Origin of the sequence: Ekhidna sp. (assembly GCF_965212185.1) — a bacterium.
Lineage (GTDB): Bacteria > Bacteroidota > Bacteroidia > Cytophagales > Cyclobacteriaceae > Ekhidna.
This window is the reverse complement of sequence record NZ_OZ243102.1, coordinates 1308016-1324280: the sequence shown is the minus strand read 5'-3', so window position 1 is coordinate 1324280 and position 16265 is coordinate 1308016. Positions and strand designations below refer to the sequence as shown.

The following is a 16265-nucleotide window of genomic DNA, read 5'->3' as shown; positions in this document are numbered from 1 at the left end:
AATACCCATGTTTTAAATGGAACTCAATATAATTGAAATGAAAAATATATCAGTAATTGGAAGTGGTACCATGGGTAATGGGATAGCTCATGTTTTTGCACAAAGTGGTTATAATGTTTCATTGATAGACATAAATGAAGCAGCACTAGAAAAGGCTGTAGCCACGATCGCCAAAAATTTGGACCGGATGGTTCAAAAAGAAAAAATATCAGCAGATGATAAAGAAGCAGCACTTAAAAATATCTCCACATATACTTCAACCGAAGAAGGTGTGAAAAATGCTGATCTTGTTGTGGAAGCAGCTACCGAAAACTTCAACATTAAGAAAAAGATATTTGAGACCATGGATGCACATGCACCTGAAGGAGCAATTCTTTCCACGAATACTTCTTCAATCTCCATCACCAAAATTGCCGCTGCAACAAATCGCCCAGATAAAGTGATAGGTATGCACTTTATGAATCCGGTTCCAGTCATGAAACTCATTGAGGTAATTCGCGGATATGCCACATCTGACGAAACCACTTCTACCATCATGGAAATGAGTAAGAACCTAAGAAAAGTTCCAGTCGAAGTAAATGACTATCCTGGTTTTGTAGCAAACAGAATCCTGATGCCAATGATCAATGAAGCTATTATTACCCTTCATGAAGGAGTTGCTGGAGTTGAGGAGATTGATACCGTGATGAAACTAGGTATGGCTCATCCAATGGGACCTCTTCAATTGGCAGACTTTATTGGTTTGGATGTATGTCTTTCAATTATGAATGTGCTTTATGAAGGATTTGGAAATCCTAAATATGCCCCATGTCCTCTATTAGTAAATATGGTCACTGCAGGATATCTCGGAGCAAAAACAGGTGAAGGGTTTTACAAATACACGCCAGGATCGAAGGATCTGGTTGTTAGTGGAATGTTTAAGTAAAATTTTGAACTGATTACCGAAAAAGACAGGTGTGAGTATCTGTCTTTTTTTATTTGTACCGATCATATAAATGAATTAGGATATTTTTGAGTGTGTTGGGAACTTCCCCATTTAAAACTCACTTCAAACAATGAAAAAATTCCATTCAATTGCTATGCTGGCAGGGATAATACTGCTTGCGGCATGTACAAATCAAGCGAAAGAAGATAAACCTATGAGACCAGATGCACCTGTTGCAGCGAAGGCTGATACCATCTTAAAAGAGCATGGACAAACCAGAGTCGATCCATATTTCTGGATGCGTCTGAGTGATGAACAAAAAAGAGCAGCAGAACCTGATGAGCATACCAAAGAAGTATTAGCTTATCTAAATGCTGAAAATGATTATACGAAAACGATCATGTCTCACACTGAGAGCCTTCAGGAAAAACTATATGAGGAGATTGTAGGTAGAATCAAACAAACAGACGAATCAGTACCATACTTATCTAATGGTTATTGGTATTACACCCGATATGAAGAAGGCGGAGAATATCCTATCTATTGTAGAAAAAAAGGAAGCCTGGATTCAAAAGAAGAAGTACTCCTGAATGTTAATGAAATGGCTGAGGGATATGGATACTATGCAGCCGGGGGATTAAATGTAAGTCCAGATAACAAAATCCTTGCATTTGCTGAGGATACATTAAGTAGAAGAATATATACGATTCGGTTTAAGAATTTAGAAACCGGAGAGTTATTCGGCGATCAAATTGAGAACACTACTGGAGGTGGTGCATGGGCCAATGATAACAAAACATTTTTCTATACAGCCAAAAACAAAGTATCCCTTCTTTCTGAGAAGATATACCGTCATGAGTTAGGTACTCAGCCTGAGATGGATGTAATGGTCTATCATGAAAAAGATCCTTCATTCTATATCGGGGTATACAAATCTAAGTCTGATGATTATGTTATAATCTGGAATAGCAGCACATTGGTAAGCGATTATCATGTTTTAAATGCTGATAATCCCAGAGGTGATTTCCAACAATTTATTCCAAGAGATGAAAACGCCCATGAATATGGAATCTCTCACTTCGAGGATAAGTGGTATGTCGTCACAAACAGAGATGCAACGAACTTCAAATTGATGGAGACATCAGTTAATAATACTGCTGAATCTAACTGGAAAGAAGTTATTCCACATCGTGATAATGTATTACTTGAAGGTATTGAGCTTTTCAATGAATATATGGTAGTAGATGAACGTGAGAATGGACTTACTAATCTTCGAATCATCAACCAAAAATCTGGTGATGAGCATTACCTGGATTTTGGAGAACCTGCCTACAATGCCTATATCTCCGTCAATGCTGAGTTTGATTCAAAAATTTTGCGATTTGGGTATACCTCGATGACAACTCCAAATTCAACCTATGACTATGATATGGAGACAAAGGAAAAAACTTTAATGAAACGCCAAGAGGTTGTAGGCGGTCATAACCCAGAGGATTATGTAACAGAACGCATCTGGGCCACAGTACGTGATGGAGAAAAAGTGCCAATTTCGATCGTGTACAAAAAGGGGTTTGAAAAAAATGGCAATGGTCCATTACTACAATATGGATATGGATCATATGGATCTACCATCGATGCAAGTTTTAGTTCTGTAAGATTGAGCTTATTAGACAGAGGTTTTGCTTTTGCCATCGCACATATCAGAGGGGGTCAATTGATGGGTCGTCAGTGGTATGAAGATGGTAAGATGTTTAAGAAAATGAACACCTTCAATGACTTCATCGATTGCTCGAAATATCTGATTTCAGAAAACTACACTTCATCAGAGCATCTTTATGCTCAAGGCGGTAGTGCTGGTGGACTTTTGATGGGAGCTGTAGTAAATCTAGCACCTGAATTGTATAATGGTATTTTGGCTGCAGTTCCATTTGTAGACGTAGTATCTACTATGTGGGATGAGACCATTCCGCTCACTACCAACGAATTTGATGAGTGGGGTAATCCAAAGGAATTGGAATCCTATGAGTACATGATGTCCTACTCACCTTATGATAACGTATCTGCTCAAGATTATCCAAATATGTTAGTTACCACGGGCTTATTTGATTCTCAAGTACAATATTGGGAGCCTGCTAAGTGGGTAGCAAAACTTAGAGATATGAAGACTGATAACAATACGCTAATTCTTGATACTGATATGGAAGCCGGACATGGAGGTGCATCGGGGCGATTTAAGCGATATAAAACGACCGCTCTTCAGTATTCATTCCTACTCGATTTGGAAGGGATAACGGAATAAGCAAAAAATAACTTATAGCTTTCAAGCCTTCCTGCAGATCAGGAGGGCTTTTTTTATTATTTTATACCATGGCTTCAAAAATCACAGGCACACGATACGTACTTGCTGTCCAAGATCTATCAAGATCAATTGAATATTATCACAATATTCTTGGAATGAATCTTCAATGGGAAATCGATGGTTGGGCACTTTTAGATCGTGATAATTTTATCATCATGCTTGGAGAATGTAAAGACGATGTTTCCGCACATGAAACCAATAATCATTCCTATTTTGGATACATCGAAGTTTCAAACATCGATGCGCTATTTGAGGATTTGACCAATCGTAAAGTAGAAGTATTATCAACTATTGAAACCAAACCCTGGGGTCAGAGGGAATTTGGAATCCGTACCATCGACGGTCACAGAATCATGTTCGGAGAGGAACATTGATTTAATGTTCAATGTGTCATAATAACCGTTTGGTCTTAATCTCGATGTACTTATTTATCACGTTGGTATTTAGATTGTCTGGACTAGTATATAACGACATGATACCATGCTGATGCAGTAATTTTTGAATATTGGCTTTTTCATCAGCAATATGCTCTGCAATGGATTTATTATAGATGCCCAAGGTATTATCCGCAGGTTCATTGATCACTTTATCAAGTTCCGTATTCTTAAAAAAAATGAGTAATAATAAATGATGCCTATTGATCAACTTTAGATAAGGTAACTGCCGCTCCAAGGAATAAATGGATTCAAAATTGGTATATAATAACAGCAGACTTCTTTGCTTAATTTTTTGTGTCAAAAACCAGTATAGTGTTGCAAAATCCGGCTCATTAAACTGTGTCTCTTGGTTATACAATGCCTCAAGTAAAAAGCTGATCTGTAGGTTTCTCTTTTGAGCCGGAATGAAAGTATCGGGCTTGTGTTGAAATGTAACCAAGCCTGCTCGATCGCCTTTTTTCATGGCTACATTTGAAAATATCAACGAAGAGTTAATGGCATAATCCAACAAGGTCATTCCTTCGAAAGGCATTTTCATTGGACGACCTTTATCTACTATAGCATACACTGACTGAGACTTCTCGTCGATGTAATGATTGAGCATTAGCTCACTACTTCGAGCAGACGCTTTCCAGTTAATATGTCTAGGATCATCTCCAGTCACATATTCTTTTATGTGGTCAAACTCCGTGCTTTGTCCTATTCGTTTCATTCGCTTTTGACCACTCAGTCTCAATGTCTGTGAAATAGCAGCTAGTTCATATTTTTCAATATCAAGAAAGGAGGGATATACTTTAACAATTTTTGGTTGACCTTGCCGAAACCGACGTGTAATTAACCCAAGCCTGGAGGTCACCATTACATTGGTTCGTCCAAATTCATACTCTCCCCTTTCCAGTGGCTTAAGCGTATACTTAGCTTGAATATTTTCAGCAGAAGAAAGTCTAAAATTGAGTTTGAAATCACGTAATTGAAATTGGGGTGGTAATTCATCGATCACCTCAATCCCAATCATAAAGCCATAAGAATTTTTTAAGTGAATCCATACCTCATTTTCATCACCATTAGAAAATCGCTCAGCCATTTGTCTTTCCAGCAGCACCTTCCCACCGGTGAAAAAGAGCAACATAATATCGGTGATAATCAAAAGAATAAATCCAATGGTTGTTGCTTTCGCCAGGCTATAAATGAATGGGAAATAATAGCCAAGAAATAAGGCAAGCGACAAAGCAATAGCAATCACATAAAATCGATATGTGGGAAACAGCTTCATGCTATTTAGGTACGTCTACCTGCTGTAGAATCTGCTCAGTTACTTCTTTAATGGTTATGCCTTGAAGTTCAGCTTCCGGAGAAAGTATGATTCGGTGCTCTACGACAGGACGGAATAGCCTTCTTATATCCTCTGGTGTAACAAAATCCCTACCCTGAATTGCGGCAAAAGCTTTTGAACCTTTCATTAAATCAATGGAGGCACGTGGGGAAGCGCCCAAATACAGCGAATGGTGATCCCTGGTCATTGCAATCAATTTTACCAGATAATCGATTAATGAATCCTTAAGCACTACATTCTCAAGATGATTGCGCAGCGCAACTATTTCATCTTTATTGATGACTGGTTGGATAAAATCCAGCTTATGATGATTTAGGTTTTTGCTGGCTAGTTGAAGAATTTGTGCTTCTTCGCCATTTTCAGGATAGTCTACAACAATCTTAAACAGGAAACGATCCAACTGAGCTTCAGGCAAACGGTAGGTTCCCTCCTGTTCGATCGGATTTTGTGTGGCCATCACCATGAATAGATCCTCCAGTAAATATGTTTGACCATCATTAGAAACTTGCTTTTCTTCCATCACCTCAAAGAGTGAAGCTTGAGTTTTTGCTGGGGCTCGATTGATTTCATCAATCAATACAATATTGGTGAAAATAGGGCCTTTTTTATAATCAAAAGATCCGACTTTTGGATTAAAAATTGAGGTGCCCAGCACATCAGAAGGCATTAGATCTGGAGTAAATTGAATCCGCTTAAAATCAGATTCTACTAGCTTGGCTAACAGCTTTGCTGAAAGTGTTTTGGCAATTCCAGGTACTCCCTCAACCAATACGTGACCTCCTGCAAACATTGCGGTAAGCATAAGATCCATCATCTCGCGTTGGCCAACCAAGGCTTTTGAAGCTTCTTCCTTGAGTTTGCTCACCTTATCAGATAGCTCACTCAAATCAATTCTATTAGTAAAATCGCTCATTTGAATCGTTCAATTTTCTTTGTTAAATCAATTAGTGTCTCCTCAGAAATTCGGTCGCTTTCTCGAATAAAGAGGATCCTTTCGAATGTTTTAATTACCATTTCCAGGTCTACACCGGATTTTGTACTTAAGTGTTTATAAAATCTCTCTTCATATGTAACAGAAAGATTATAGTGTTCTTTTATTCTATGCAAAAAATGACTGATCAGCCGAAGAGCAGCTTTTTTATGATCACGCTCACTATAAAATAGTGCCCCCAATGTCTTCACATAGTTAATAGTTGAATTATCAGGTGGAGAAATCACAGGTATAGGTCTTTGATTTCTTCTTGAAGAAATTATCAAAAATACCAACACGCTAAAAAGTCCCATATACAATGACCACCTTAAAGCGTCTTGTCTTAAAAAATACCTAAAAGGTGTGGTGGCCTCTGCTTTTCCCAGGTGATAAAACAATGTAAAATGAGTGGATTTTTCTGGTAAGAGTGACAATATAGATGCTGTGGCTGGATAGTTATCATTGACCAATAAACCAAAATTGGTGAAAACATACGGTGTAGAACAAAGGGTGATTCTTCCCTCTCCTATTTCTCTTGATATTATGATTGGCTGTTCATTGGCAATTTGTCCATGAATCGTCCAATTCGATGGGTCATTTAATTCAAAATAATTGGACACTAATGAAAAAGGGTATGAATAACTAATTGAATCATTAAGAATTACTTCACTAGAAGCTGCCTCAAATATGGTCTGGTCTAGTATGTGATAGCTAACAGAAATTTCAAATGCTAACGTATCCATTAGAGCAGATGAAAACTGGTTAGCACCAATTAACACATGGGACCCCTTGTTAAGGTGATTAAGTAAGCTTCGTAAATCAGGGCCGAAAACATCTGCTCCATCAGCCAAAATCAGCAGATTATCAGCTTCATCTATCTCAGCAATGGTTGAGTGAGTAACACTGAAAGGCGATTTGAAAATGTCTTCAGAACGCTCATTTAAGATGTATGTTCCAAACGGATTCTTATCCTTATGGCTAAAAGTAACAGTCCAGTTTACAGGCTTTGGAGCAAGAATATCACCAATAACATATGCTACAAACAAGGCTATAAAAATGATCAAATAGATTTTCTCTCCCTTCCTCATAGCTTTTGTTCCAGGAGATTCGACAATGCATTTCCTTCTTTATACTCTTTTTCACCTGCCTCGAATTCCCCATACCACACATACTCAAATAGTTTGGCTAACTCTTTATAATCCTTAGACAATTCAACACTTAGCTCACGCTCATAATCGAGCGGGGATTTAGATTCCTTAAGTTTAATTAGTTCATTGCGAGCTAAGAATGAAAGCGCTTTTAAATATTCATATCGAATGGCCAATGAGAATTTATTCTCTTTCACAGCATCATGAATTAAAGAATCAAAATCCTCAACCTCAATATTCTTTATTTGATCCACACCTACACGGTAGCTATTTGAATTTGGTAGCAATGCTCTTCCGTACCTCAATCTCACAATATACCATATTGCAGCGCCCACAATGAGCATCAAAATTCCATAGTACATGATGCGAACAAGCCAAGGCGTATTGGGATTCATAAATATGCGTTCAAGCATACTTTGAAACCACCAGGATAACCTCTCCCAAATTGAAGGAGGTGTAGCGACATAGCGCATATACCCAAATTCGTTTTGCTGCTTATACTCTTTCATTCGCTCTTCATCGAACGATCGTAGCGAAGGCTCTTTTCCATTAAGTGAAAAGTGTAAAAAGAAAAAAAGCAGTATACTGAATAACCTAAGCTTCTTTATCAAAACCCTCGATTTCGTTCATCAAACCCCTACCTTCTGACCTTTCTACAAGATTCGAATACTGATAACCTATACCTATCAATGGAATACTGTAGGTGAGATAGCTGCCAACCATTGATATGGCCATTGCAACTGTCATATATCCGGATGTAAAGATTTCAAATATGGCGGTTGGATCATTTGTGTTTTGCTCCATATCCTCTACAAGTGTGAAAATTTTAGCGAGGTAAACAACCATGAATGGAAGTGAAAACACCATCTGAACAACATAGGCCATTACTATTGTGACAAATAATAATCCAAATGTGCTCCACCACTTTCCCTTAATCAGAATAAATGCTCTACTAAATGCATTTAATGGAGAAATATCTTCAAAAACATAAATGGGATAGGCAAGCGACAGAGTCACTCCAAGAAAAATACCCGGAATAAAAAAGAAGAACATTCCAAAAATTGTCACCAAAGTGATCAAAAAACCTAATAACAAAATCCCACCATACTTACTCATTGAAGTTCTAAACACATCGCCAACAGGTGTTTCTTTTGCCACACCTTCATTGTACAACTTCATGTAACTAAACGTCACCGATATAATCATTGAAACAGCTAGCCAGCTAATGAGCATCATGAGAAAATAATTACCACCTAGCAAAGCAAAGAAACCTAAAGCCTCCGCATCACTTCCCAGGTTAGCGGCATCTCCCATCGCCGAAAATAAATTATTGAATAGCAAGCTTAAGACGAGCGCCAAAGGTCCACCAATCAGCAAAAGATTAAGGAATAGCCTTCCCATATTCTCCCTGAGAAACTCAACAGTGGCATTCATTTTGGAACCGAAATCCCGGAGCTTATAAAATTCAATTTTTGGAATGGTCATGATTATAGGTTTTGATAGGTAAATAAATAAAATAGTAAATGATCAAAGCGAGCGATGAAAGTACAATGGCCAATTTTGCAAGTAGTGGCCATTCTGTATATCTGGTAATGAAAGATTCAATGAATCCAGCAATGATAAAAAAAGGAATGAGTCCTATTACTATTTTCAACCCACTTTTAGCTGATTTTTTAAAAGATGTCAACCTGGGGTAAGTGCCAGGAAAAAGTAGCCCATTCCCCATTTTTATTCCCGCTCCGCCTGCTATAATTATTACTGAGATCTCTATCGTTCCATGGACCCATATAGTGAGTATGGTGTCATCAAAAAATCCTTGCTGGAAAAAGAAATAATGAAACACTCCTAACATGATGCCATTACGAAATAAAATTGCTCCGGTACCAAACGATGTAAATATCCCAAAAACGAATGCCAAAAATGATACTCTGATGTTATTAGAAGTAATGCCTAAAAACATGCTCCATTGATCCATGCTTCCATAAACACCCATTGGATCTCCATTTTTGATATTTTCCAGTGTCATGTCTACATAAGCATCACCTAAAATCAATCTTGCGAACGTTGTGTCATTTGCGGTGGAAATTACACCGACTAAGACACCAGCTGCCATAATCAATAACGAGTATACCATAGGTTTGGCCGCAAGAGACATTTCAAATGGCACTTCGTATTTCCAAAAAGTGATAAATCTTCCTTTGCTCTCCGGTTTATTTTTGTAGATGAGGTTATGGATCTTAAGGGAGAGTTTGTTTAAGTATGCGGTGAGTGTTGTTCCCGGATATTTCGCTCGCGCAAATGCTAAATCCTCGGTTAAATGGACATACATTTTAGCCAGTTCATCTGCTGATGTCCTTCCTTTATCCAGTGTTTTTTCATACCCGGACCATTTTTCCTGATTAAGCTTAACAAAAACTGCCTGTTTCATTATTCCCTATTTTAAAAAAGGGAGTTCAAATATGAGGATGGAAAACAAAGATTACAGATAATTGCACATATTTTTTATGGCAAAGTTTGTAACCAATCAAAACATTGAAATTGACCTGGAGCTTGGTAGCCTCGGTGAACGAATCATTGCATTCATTCTGGATGTCCTTTTAATCTTTGTTTTTGTTATGATCGCTACCGGACTACTTTCTCTAATAGAAGTAAATGAGTGGGCCCTTACTCTCATTTTTATACCTCTTATGTTCTATTCTATTGCCTTTGAATACTTTGGCAATGGCCAAACTCCGGGGAAACGTGCAATGAATATCAAAGTCACTCGTTTAGACGGCTCCACACCTTCTATTAGCCATTATCTCATTCGATGGTTATTTAGAATAGTTGATATCTGGCTTTATCCAGTTATGTTCGCTCCGGCCGTCATTTCAATTATCGCTACCAAAAACGGTCAGCGTATTGGAGACATAATCGCCGGAACTACTGTTATTAAGGTTAGACAAATTTCTGCTAATCAAGCATTTCAAACAGTAATACCCGAAGACCATAAGATCACTTATTCAGGAGTGAAAATGTTAAACGATGACCAAATTGAATTGATAAAAAAAGCCCTTAAAAGAAGAAAAGAAGGCTACAGCGATGAGGGTGTAAAGGTCTTAGTAGAGAAGATAAAAACTAAATTAAACATTGAGTCAAATGATCCGGATGTGAAATTTTTATACACAATCATTAAGGACTATGAATTTTTAGCCAACCAAACCTTTTAAAAGAAAAACCCGCATTTGAGTGCGGGTTTTTAATTTTTTCTTAATCAAATTTTAGTACCCTGATGCGAGTATTCCGCCGAGTAGTGCTGCACCAAAAATGAAATAAAGCACAATCATAATGGCATAGAAAATCAAAACTGCTTTTGCCCAGTTTGCTTTTACAGTGGGTGTCCCACTACCAAAGCTCCAGACAAATAGCATCACAAATCCTACGATTGGAATGGCTGTAATAATCATAGTAATCAGCCAATCTTTGACACTCATTGTTGAATCAGACATAATTATGTAGTTAGGTTAAATAATCACTTAAATTATGCTTTTTCTAGTAGATAATAAAATTATTCATCCCGAAGCGACTCCACAGGGTTGGATAAAGCTGCCTTTGTGGATTGAAAACTAACGGTAGCCAATGCTATAAATAATGCACCTGAGCCAGCTAAAACGAACATGATCCAGTTTACACCAACTGAGTAAGCAAAATTCTGAAGCCAGCTATCTGCCCAAAGGTATGCGGCCGGAATAGCGATCAAAGTTGCAATTGCAATAAGCTTTAAAATATCCTTCGATAGAAGAAATACAATGGAGATGACACTTCCTCCAAGAACCTTTCTTACTCCAATCTCTTTACGCTTTTGATTGATGATGAATGCGGATAGTCCTAGTAAGCCAATACACGCTACAATGACAGCAAGAAAAGTGAACACGGTAAATAATTTACCGGATGTCTGCTCTGCCTGATAAAATTGTTCCAGGTTTTCATCCAAAAAGTAATGTCTGAATGGTGCATTTGGAACAAACGAATTCCACACTCCTTCAATTTCAGCTAAACTTGTTCGTATATCATCGGAACTGACCTTAACTGCATACTTATTAACGAAACTTTGTGCAGATCCCATTTTAGTCATAATCATTGGTTCTACTTCTGTATGAAGCGATTCAAAATGGAAATCCTGCACTACTCCCACAATGGTATAAGGTGTTTGTGTAGAGTCATCTATGTGCACAATTCGTTTACCTATCGGATCGTCTAAGGATAGTTTTTCAATCGTCGATTCGTTAACAATAACAGAAAGTGAGTCGTTATAACCTTTGCCAAAGTTCCTACCTTCGACGATTTCCATATTCATAGTTGGAACAAAGTCGTTATCTATCGTAATCATACGAGTAACGAGACTCTCTTTTTCACCAGAACCCGGAATCCTTATAATAAACCCTTGGAGTATATCACCCGGAAGTGAGGAAGTGTAGCCAACTTTAGAAACGGTGGAAATACTCTCCACCTCATTCTTAAATGTCTCGAAGCGATCCCAATTAAGGTTGTTTGGATCATTGCTGATGCTAAAGGCATTTTCAATAATCACAACCTGATCCTGATCAAAGCCCAATGGCTTATTCAACAGGTAATCCATCTGATTAAAAATGATCAGCGTAGCAGAAATCAGAGCAATAGAAATAGTGAATTGAAAAACGACCAAAACATTTCTTAGACCAATCCCTTTTTGGGATGATTTTAGATTTCCTCTGAGTATCCCAACCGGAGAATAAGAAGAAATGAAAAATGCAGGATAAAGCCCTGCTAGGATACCGATAATCAGCACCGCTGATAAGAATAAAAGTACATTTTGGGCATTCAGTAATGATATCAATGAAAGTTCTTTTCCTGAAAGTTGGGATGCGCTCCCCTGCAATAAGAGTGTTACTATGATAGCAATCGTAGCGCTTAGAAAGGCTATAAAAATAGACTCTGCCAAAAATTGAGCGATCAACTGTTTTTTATGAGAACCCATCACTTTCCTGATACCCACTTCCTTGGCTCGTTCCACTGATCTGGCAGTGGCCAAATTCATAAAATTAATACAAGCAATAAGTAGAATGAATGCGGCTGCTATTGAAAAAATATACACATACGTAATGTTGCCATTTGGCTTAATCTCATTTGACAATTGACTTGTCAGATAAATATCCTTGATTGGTTGAAGAAAATAATTATAGCCATTTCCAGCTGCAATGTATTCATCATAGGAGATCCCAATTCTTTGCTGTATTTCACCCGCTGCATACTGCTTTATAAATGCTGGGATTTTATTCTCAAAGACTTGGGGATCGGTTCCTTCTTCTAATTCCAAATAGGTCAAAGCGGAAAAGCCCATCCAATTGACTTGTCTGAAAAATGGAAAAGAATGTAATGGAACCAATGCGCCGTACGTAAAGTGGGAGTTATTTGGATAATCAGCAGCTACAGCCGTAACTTTTAAACTATTTCCGCCAAAATCAAGAAGTTTTCCAATAGCTGATTCGTCTCCAAAAAACCGCTTTGCAGTTGATTCAGACAAGACAATCGCATCTTCATCTACCAGTGCTGTTTTGCCATCCCCCTCTATGATCTCAATTGAAAGAAGTGAAAAGATGGTAGAATCTGCAAAAACCAGTACTTCCTCAACCAGATTCTTATCTTCATAATTGAATGTAGTGGCGTTATTTGGTTTAAAAAAACGTGTTTGATCCACCACCTCAGGAAAATCCTGAACCATCTGTGGTCCAATAGAATGTGGAATAACCGCAAAATCGACCTCTCTTTCCGGATAAACTCTATTCAACGCTAATCGATAGACATTATCTTTTTGAAAATCGTCGAAGGACGTTTCATGATGTACATAAAGAAGGATGGTAAGGCAAGAAGCCATTCCAATTGCAAGTCCTAAGATATTAATGGCAGAAAATGCAGGCTTCTTCTTAAGAGACCTGAGCGCCGAGATCATTAGATTTTTAAGCATGTAGAGAAGAGGGTTTGTAGATTATACTCAAAATCAGATGCTAAGTTTCATACAACCATCAGGTAAAGTGCAACATCCTACGGATGTCCCATGTCAAACAAGTCAAACTCAAACTTTAAAAGGATGCTAAAAAATTACCTAAAAATTGCACTACGAAATCTTGGTAAGCATAAGCTGTTTACCTCACTTAATATTTTTGGTCTATCTGTCAGTATGTCTGTGTGCCTGGTGCTTATCTTGTTGGTTTACGACCACTTCCAATACGATAAGTTCCACGCGAATAAAGACTCGATCTATCGCATTATCACCTATACAAACGGTCATCAAGGACCTTTCGATGAAGGATACGCCACATCACCTTTAGGATTTAAGGACATTTTGGTTGATAATTATTCCTTTGTAAAGGGAGGAACCAACCTTAACACTTACTTCCGTGGTGAAATCCGATCGCCACACAAAATTCTAGAAACCAGGTCTTTATATGGAGATAAAGATTTTTTAAGTCTGTTTGGGTTTGAGCTACTTGAAGGCGATAAGAATGCTCTTGACGAACCATTTAGTATTATACTCAATGAGGATATGGCTGGAAAACTATTTCCAGAACAGCAAGCATTGGGTCAGACCATTGATTTTGAAGATCATGGAAGCTACAAAGTAACTGGTGTGGTTAAGGACCCGCCATCAAAAACACATTTACAGTTTGATGCAATGGCATCAATATCCACTCTTCCATTTCTTAATGAAAAACAGTTAGTGAGAGCGGACTTTGACTCATGGGAGAACATTTGGGGCAATTACAATTACATATTGCTCGATGAACGTGCTTCCATTCCAGAGGTAGAAAAGATTATCAATGAAATAGCCAGCACCAATCAAGAGTTGGAAGATGATCATCCCGGATATGCTTTTGAGTTACAAGCCTTGACCTCAATTGTCCCAGGTAAAATTCTTGGCAATGAAATCTCATTTGCATTGCCATGGTTTGTACTTGCATTTTTTGGTTTTCTTGGACTGGTGGTGCTCATTACAGCAACAATTAATTACACCAACCTTTCTATCGCAAAATCATTGAGCAGAGCTAAAGAGATAGGCATACGAAAGGTTAATGGGGCTTCTAAACGACAAATTGTTTCACAATTCCTTGTCGAATCAGTGCTAACATCGTGCATGTCACTGGTCTTGGCATTTATCATGTATAAGTACCTGGTCAAAGCCTTCAATGAGATTTGGATATTTAATATGGCAGGAGTGACACTAACAGACTCAATCTATGCATATGGATATTTTGTGCTCTTTGCTATAGTCTTAGGGCTGCTAACCGGAATTGGACCTTCGCTATTTCTCTCCAGATTGAAAGCGATCAACTCTTTGAAAGGAAAATTAAGAAGTGTCACATCAAAGAAGAAATCGATATTTAGCTACATCTCAGGTAAAAGAACGCTTATAAGCATTCAATTCAGCCTTTCAATATTAATGTTGATCACTATTTTGATTCTTCACAAGCAGGCCAATTTTTTAGTCGGAGCGAATTATGGATTCAATGATAGTGAGATCTTCTTTGTTACTACCTATGGCCAAGATGAAGCAGCCTTGAGAAGTCATTTTGGATCTATTCCTGGTGTTGAAGATCTGGCATTTACCTCGCATCACCCAGGAGTTGGAAGGTCAAATGGATTTACAGCTCATTGGAAAGAAGGTCAAGAACCTATTACATTATATCATTTCGCGGTAGATCATAATTACATTGATGTCATGGGGCTGGAGCTAATTGCAGGGACTCAATTCCCTGAGAATATTTCAGATACAAATGAAAAATTTATCATTATCAACGAGACTGCTTTAGAAACTTATGGTTTTGAATCTTCTTCTCAGGCCATTGGGGAAGCCTTGCATTTTGATGATCGATCACTGACCATTAGTGGTGTCATCAAAGATTACCATTGGGAACCTTTGATGGCTTCAATCAGACCACTAGCACTTCGAATTATGCCAGGCAATTACGAGTTTGCGTACTTGAAAGTAAGTGGTGATGATATTATCAATACAAAAAATAAGATGGAAGAGGCATGGATTGAATTTGATAAAACACGGGATTTTCAAGGCGGATTTTTAAATGCTGAAATAGACCAATTCTACCAGTTCTTCTATGATCTGGGTAGTATTCTGACATACATTGCTCTGCTAGCACTATCAATTACAAGCCTCGGGTTTTTAGGAATGGTAAGCTTTGATCTGAAAACCAAAATCAAAGAAATTGGTATTCGGAGAGTATTGGGCGCTACATTTCAATCCCTGATTTTCAGTATGTCTAAGGGTTTTGTAATTATGATCTGCATTACGTCGTTGCTCGCTATACCTCTTGCCTTATGGATCAATAATCTATGGGTGAATGCAATGGCTTATCATGCACCAATTGGTCTTTCCATTATCATCCCCGCAGCGGCAATAATATTTGTTATTGCCGGAGCTACTATCATATCTCAGGTGTGGGTGAATGCGAACAGAAACCCAACAGAAACATTAAGATCTGAATAGTCTATTTAAAAATACATTCAGCATTCTCTTTGGAAATAGTAACCAATGCAGTAGGTATTTCCTGGTCGCTGAATGTATTTTTCATTTCCTTAATTCGAATAAAAACTATTCCAGATTCAGCAATATCTTTCATGGTTTCCTCAGTCATTCTAAAGATGATGTTATATCTCGTGATTTTTGATCCAAAATCATCAATTATTTCGGGTTCTGCTTTTTCGATTGACTCCATTCTCACCACATTACCACTGCCCGTTCTCATCACGAGTTCACTCCCCTTTTGGATGGTATTGTCTAATTCACCATAATCACCAACCTCAACCTCAAACCGATAATCACTACCATTTCGGATATATGAGAAATAATAAAATGGAGTAGGTCCGGTCAATCGGGTTTTGATTGTTCGAATAATGTCATCAGTAATGGGATCCTTCTCATTGACAACATATTTACAAATTTGTGAAGTGCTTGTGAGCGTAATACACAACATAGCAAAGCTGACTAATCCTCTAATAACCATAGTATAAAATTAACATGAATCAAAGCTAAATTATTCAGTAAAACAGCAACTTAACGTT

The 16265-nt window shown here is 37.8% G+C and carries 14 protein-coding genes; 5 read left to right on the top strand and 9 right to left on the bottom strand.

The annotated features are described in order from the left end of the window. The first annotated feature begins 37 nt into the window (after positions 1-37). From ACOMC3_RS05900 to ACOMC3_RS05890, 3 genes are all read left to right on the top strand, one after another. Positions 38-925: a 3-hydroxybutyryl-CoA dehydrogenase gene (locus ACOMC3_RS05900; protein WP_420318605.1), complete on the top strand. Its 888-nt coding sequence runs from the start codon at positions 38-40 to the stop codon at positions 923-925. Positions 926-1055: 130 nt separating this feature from the next. Then, a complete protein-coding gene (locus ACOMC3_RS05895) occupies positions 1056-3224 on the top strand; it encodes a S9 family peptidase (protein ID WP_420318604.1) in 2169 nt (722 codons plus the stop codon). A gap of 68 nt (positions 3225-3292) precedes the next feature. Then, positions 3293-3658, top strand: coding sequence for a VOC family protein (locus tag ACOMC3_RS05890; RefSeq protein WP_420318603.1), 366 nt, complete (start codon positions 3293-3295; stop codon positions 3656-3658). A gap of 16 nt (positions 3659-3674) precedes the next feature. Here the strand turns inward: ACOMC3_RS05890 and ACOMC3_RS05885 are convergent, their stop codons facing one another. Genes ACOMC3_RS05885 through ACOMC3_RS05860 form a run of 6 tightly spaced genes read right to left on the bottom strand, consistent with a single transcriptional unit; the run spans position 3675 to position 9600 of the window. Further along, positions 3675-4994 carry a DUF58 domain-containing protein gene (locus ACOMC3_RS05885; RefSeq protein ID WP_420318602.1) on the bottom strand — a complete coding sequence of 440 codons (1320 nt, stop codon included), beginning with the start codon at positions 4992-4994 and terminating at the stop codon, positions 3675-3677. 1 nt (position 4995) lies between these two features. Then, complete coding sequence (locus ACOMC3_RS05880; RefSeq protein ID WP_420318601.1) at positions 4996-5967, bottom strand: AAA family ATPase; 972 nt, start codon at positions 5965-5967, stop codon at positions 4996-4998. Next, complete coding sequence (locus tag ACOMC3_RS05875; protein ID WP_420318600.1) at positions 5964-7112, bottom strand: DUF4350 domain-containing protein; 1149 nt, start codon at positions 7110-7112, stop codon at positions 5964-5966. The genes ACOMC3_RS05880 and ACOMC3_RS05875 overlap by 4 nt, the downstream gene beginning before the upstream one ends. Further along, positions 7109-7783 carry a DUF4129 domain-containing protein gene (locus ACOMC3_RS05870; protein WP_420318599.1) on the bottom strand — a complete coding sequence of 225 codons (675 nt, stop codon included), beginning with the start codon at positions 7781-7783 and terminating at the stop codon, positions 7109-7111. Before ACOMC3_RS05870 ends, ACOMC3_RS05875 begins: the two co-directional genes overlap by 4 nt. Continuing rightward, a complete protein-coding gene (locus ACOMC3_RS05865; RefSeq protein WP_420318598.1) occupies positions 7767-8657 on the bottom strand; it encodes a hypothetical protein in 891 nt (296 codons plus the stop codon). The genes ACOMC3_RS05870 and ACOMC3_RS05865 overlap by 17 nt, the downstream gene beginning before the upstream one ends. Further along, complete coding sequence (locus ACOMC3_RS05860) at positions 8638-9600, bottom strand: stage II sporulation protein M (RefSeq protein ID WP_420318597.1); 963 nt, start codon at positions 9598-9600, stop codon at positions 8638-8640. Before ACOMC3_RS05860 ends, ACOMC3_RS05865 begins: the two co-directional genes overlap by 20 nt. Positions 9601-9676: 76 nt before the next feature. On the opposite strand from ACOMC3_RS05860, the gene ACOMC3_RS05855 reads away from it, so the two are divergent. After that, entirely contained in the window at positions 9677-10381 is a 705-nt protein-coding gene (locus ACOMC3_RS05855) for an RDD family protein (protein WP_420318596.1), read from the top strand. A gap of 51 nt (positions 10382-10432) precedes the next feature. On the opposite strand, the gene ACOMC3_RS05850 is transcribed toward ACOMC3_RS05855, so the two are convergent. Together ACOMC3_RS05850 and ACOMC3_RS05845 are read right to left on the bottom strand one after the other, a co-directional pair. Next, positions 10433-10660 carry a hypothetical protein gene (locus tag ACOMC3_RS05850; protein ID WP_420318595.1) on the bottom strand — a complete coding sequence of 76 codons (228 nt, stop codon included), beginning with the start codon at positions 10658-10660 and terminating at the stop codon, positions 10433-10435. A 59-nt stretch (positions 10661-10719) separates the two neighbouring features. Further along, a complete protein-coding gene (locus ACOMC3_RS05845) occupies positions 10720-13155 on the bottom strand; it encodes an ABC transporter permease (protein WP_420318594.1) in 2436 nt (811 codons plus the stop codon). A 123-nt stretch (positions 13156-13278) separates the two neighbouring features. Between ACOMC3_RS05845 and ACOMC3_RS05840 the strand changes: the two genes are divergently transcribed. Beyond that, positions 13279-15690, top strand: a complete 2412-nt coding sequence (locus ACOMC3_RS05840; RefSeq protein WP_420318593.1) for an ABC transporter permease — start codon at positions 13279-13281, stop codon at positions 15688-15690. 1 nt (position 15691) lies between these two features. Here the strand turns inward: ACOMC3_RS05840 and ACOMC3_RS05835 are convergent, their stop codons facing one another. After that, positions 15692-16207: a hypothetical protein gene (locus ACOMC3_RS05835; protein ID WP_420318592.1), complete on the bottom strand. Its 516-nt coding sequence runs from the start codon at positions 16205-16207 to the stop codon at positions 15692-15694. Between the last annotated feature and the right edge of the window lie 58 nt (positions 16208-16265).

Bases quoted from the DNA above. Each gene is read 5' to 3' on its own strand.
- ACOMC3_RS05900 (WP_420318605.1), top strand. From the start codon at position 38: ATGAAAAATATATCAGTAATTGGAAGTGGTACCATGGGTAATGGGATA.
- ACOMC3_RS05895 (WP_420318604.1), top strand. From the start codon at position 1,056: ATGAAAAAATTCCATTCAATTGCTATGCTGGCAGGGATAATACTGCTT.
- ACOMC3_RS05890 (WP_420318603.1), top strand. From the start codon at position 3,293: ATGGCTTCAAAAATCACAGGCACACGATACGTACTTGCTGTCCAAGAT.
- ACOMC3_RS05885 (WP_420318602.1), bottom strand. From the start codon at position 4,994: ATGAAGCTGTTTCCCACATATCGATTTTATGTGATTGCTATTGCTTTG.
- ACOMC3_RS05880 (WP_420318601.1), bottom strand. From the start codon at position 5,967: ATGAGCGATTTTACTAATAGAATTGATTTGAGTGAGCTATCTGATAAG.
- ACOMC3_RS05875 (WP_420318600.1), bottom strand. From the start codon at position 7,112: ATGAGGAAGGGAGAGAAAATCTATTTGATCATTTTTATAGCCTTGTTT.
- ACOMC3_RS05865 (WP_420318598.1), bottom strand. From the start codon at position 8,657: ATGACCATTCCAAAAATTGAATTTTATAAGCTCCGGGATTTCGGTTCC.
- ACOMC3_RS05860 (WP_420318597.1), bottom strand. From the start codon at position 9,600: ATGAAACAGGCAGTTTTTGTTAAGCTTAATCAGGAAAAATGGTCCGGG.
- ACOMC3_RS05855 (WP_420318596.1), top strand. From the start codon at position 9,677: ATGGCAAAGTTTGTAACCAATCAAAACATTGAAATTGACCTGGAGCTT.
- ACOMC3_RS05850 (WP_420318595.1), bottom strand. From the start codon at position 10,660: ATGTCTGATTCAACAATGAGTGTCAAAGATTGGCTGATTACTATGATT.
- ACOMC3_RS05845 (WP_420318594.1), bottom strand. From the start codon at position 13,155: ATGCTTAAAAATCTAATGATCTCGGCGCTCAGGTCTCTTAAGAAGAAG.
- ACOMC3_RS05840 (WP_420318593.1), top strand. From the start codon at position 13,279: ATGCTAAAAAATTACCTAAAAATTGCACTACGAAATCTTGGTAAGCAT.
- ACOMC3_RS05835 (WP_420318592.1), bottom strand. From the start codon at position 16,207: ATGGTTATTAGAGGATTAGTCAGCTTTGCTATGTTGTGTATTACGCTC.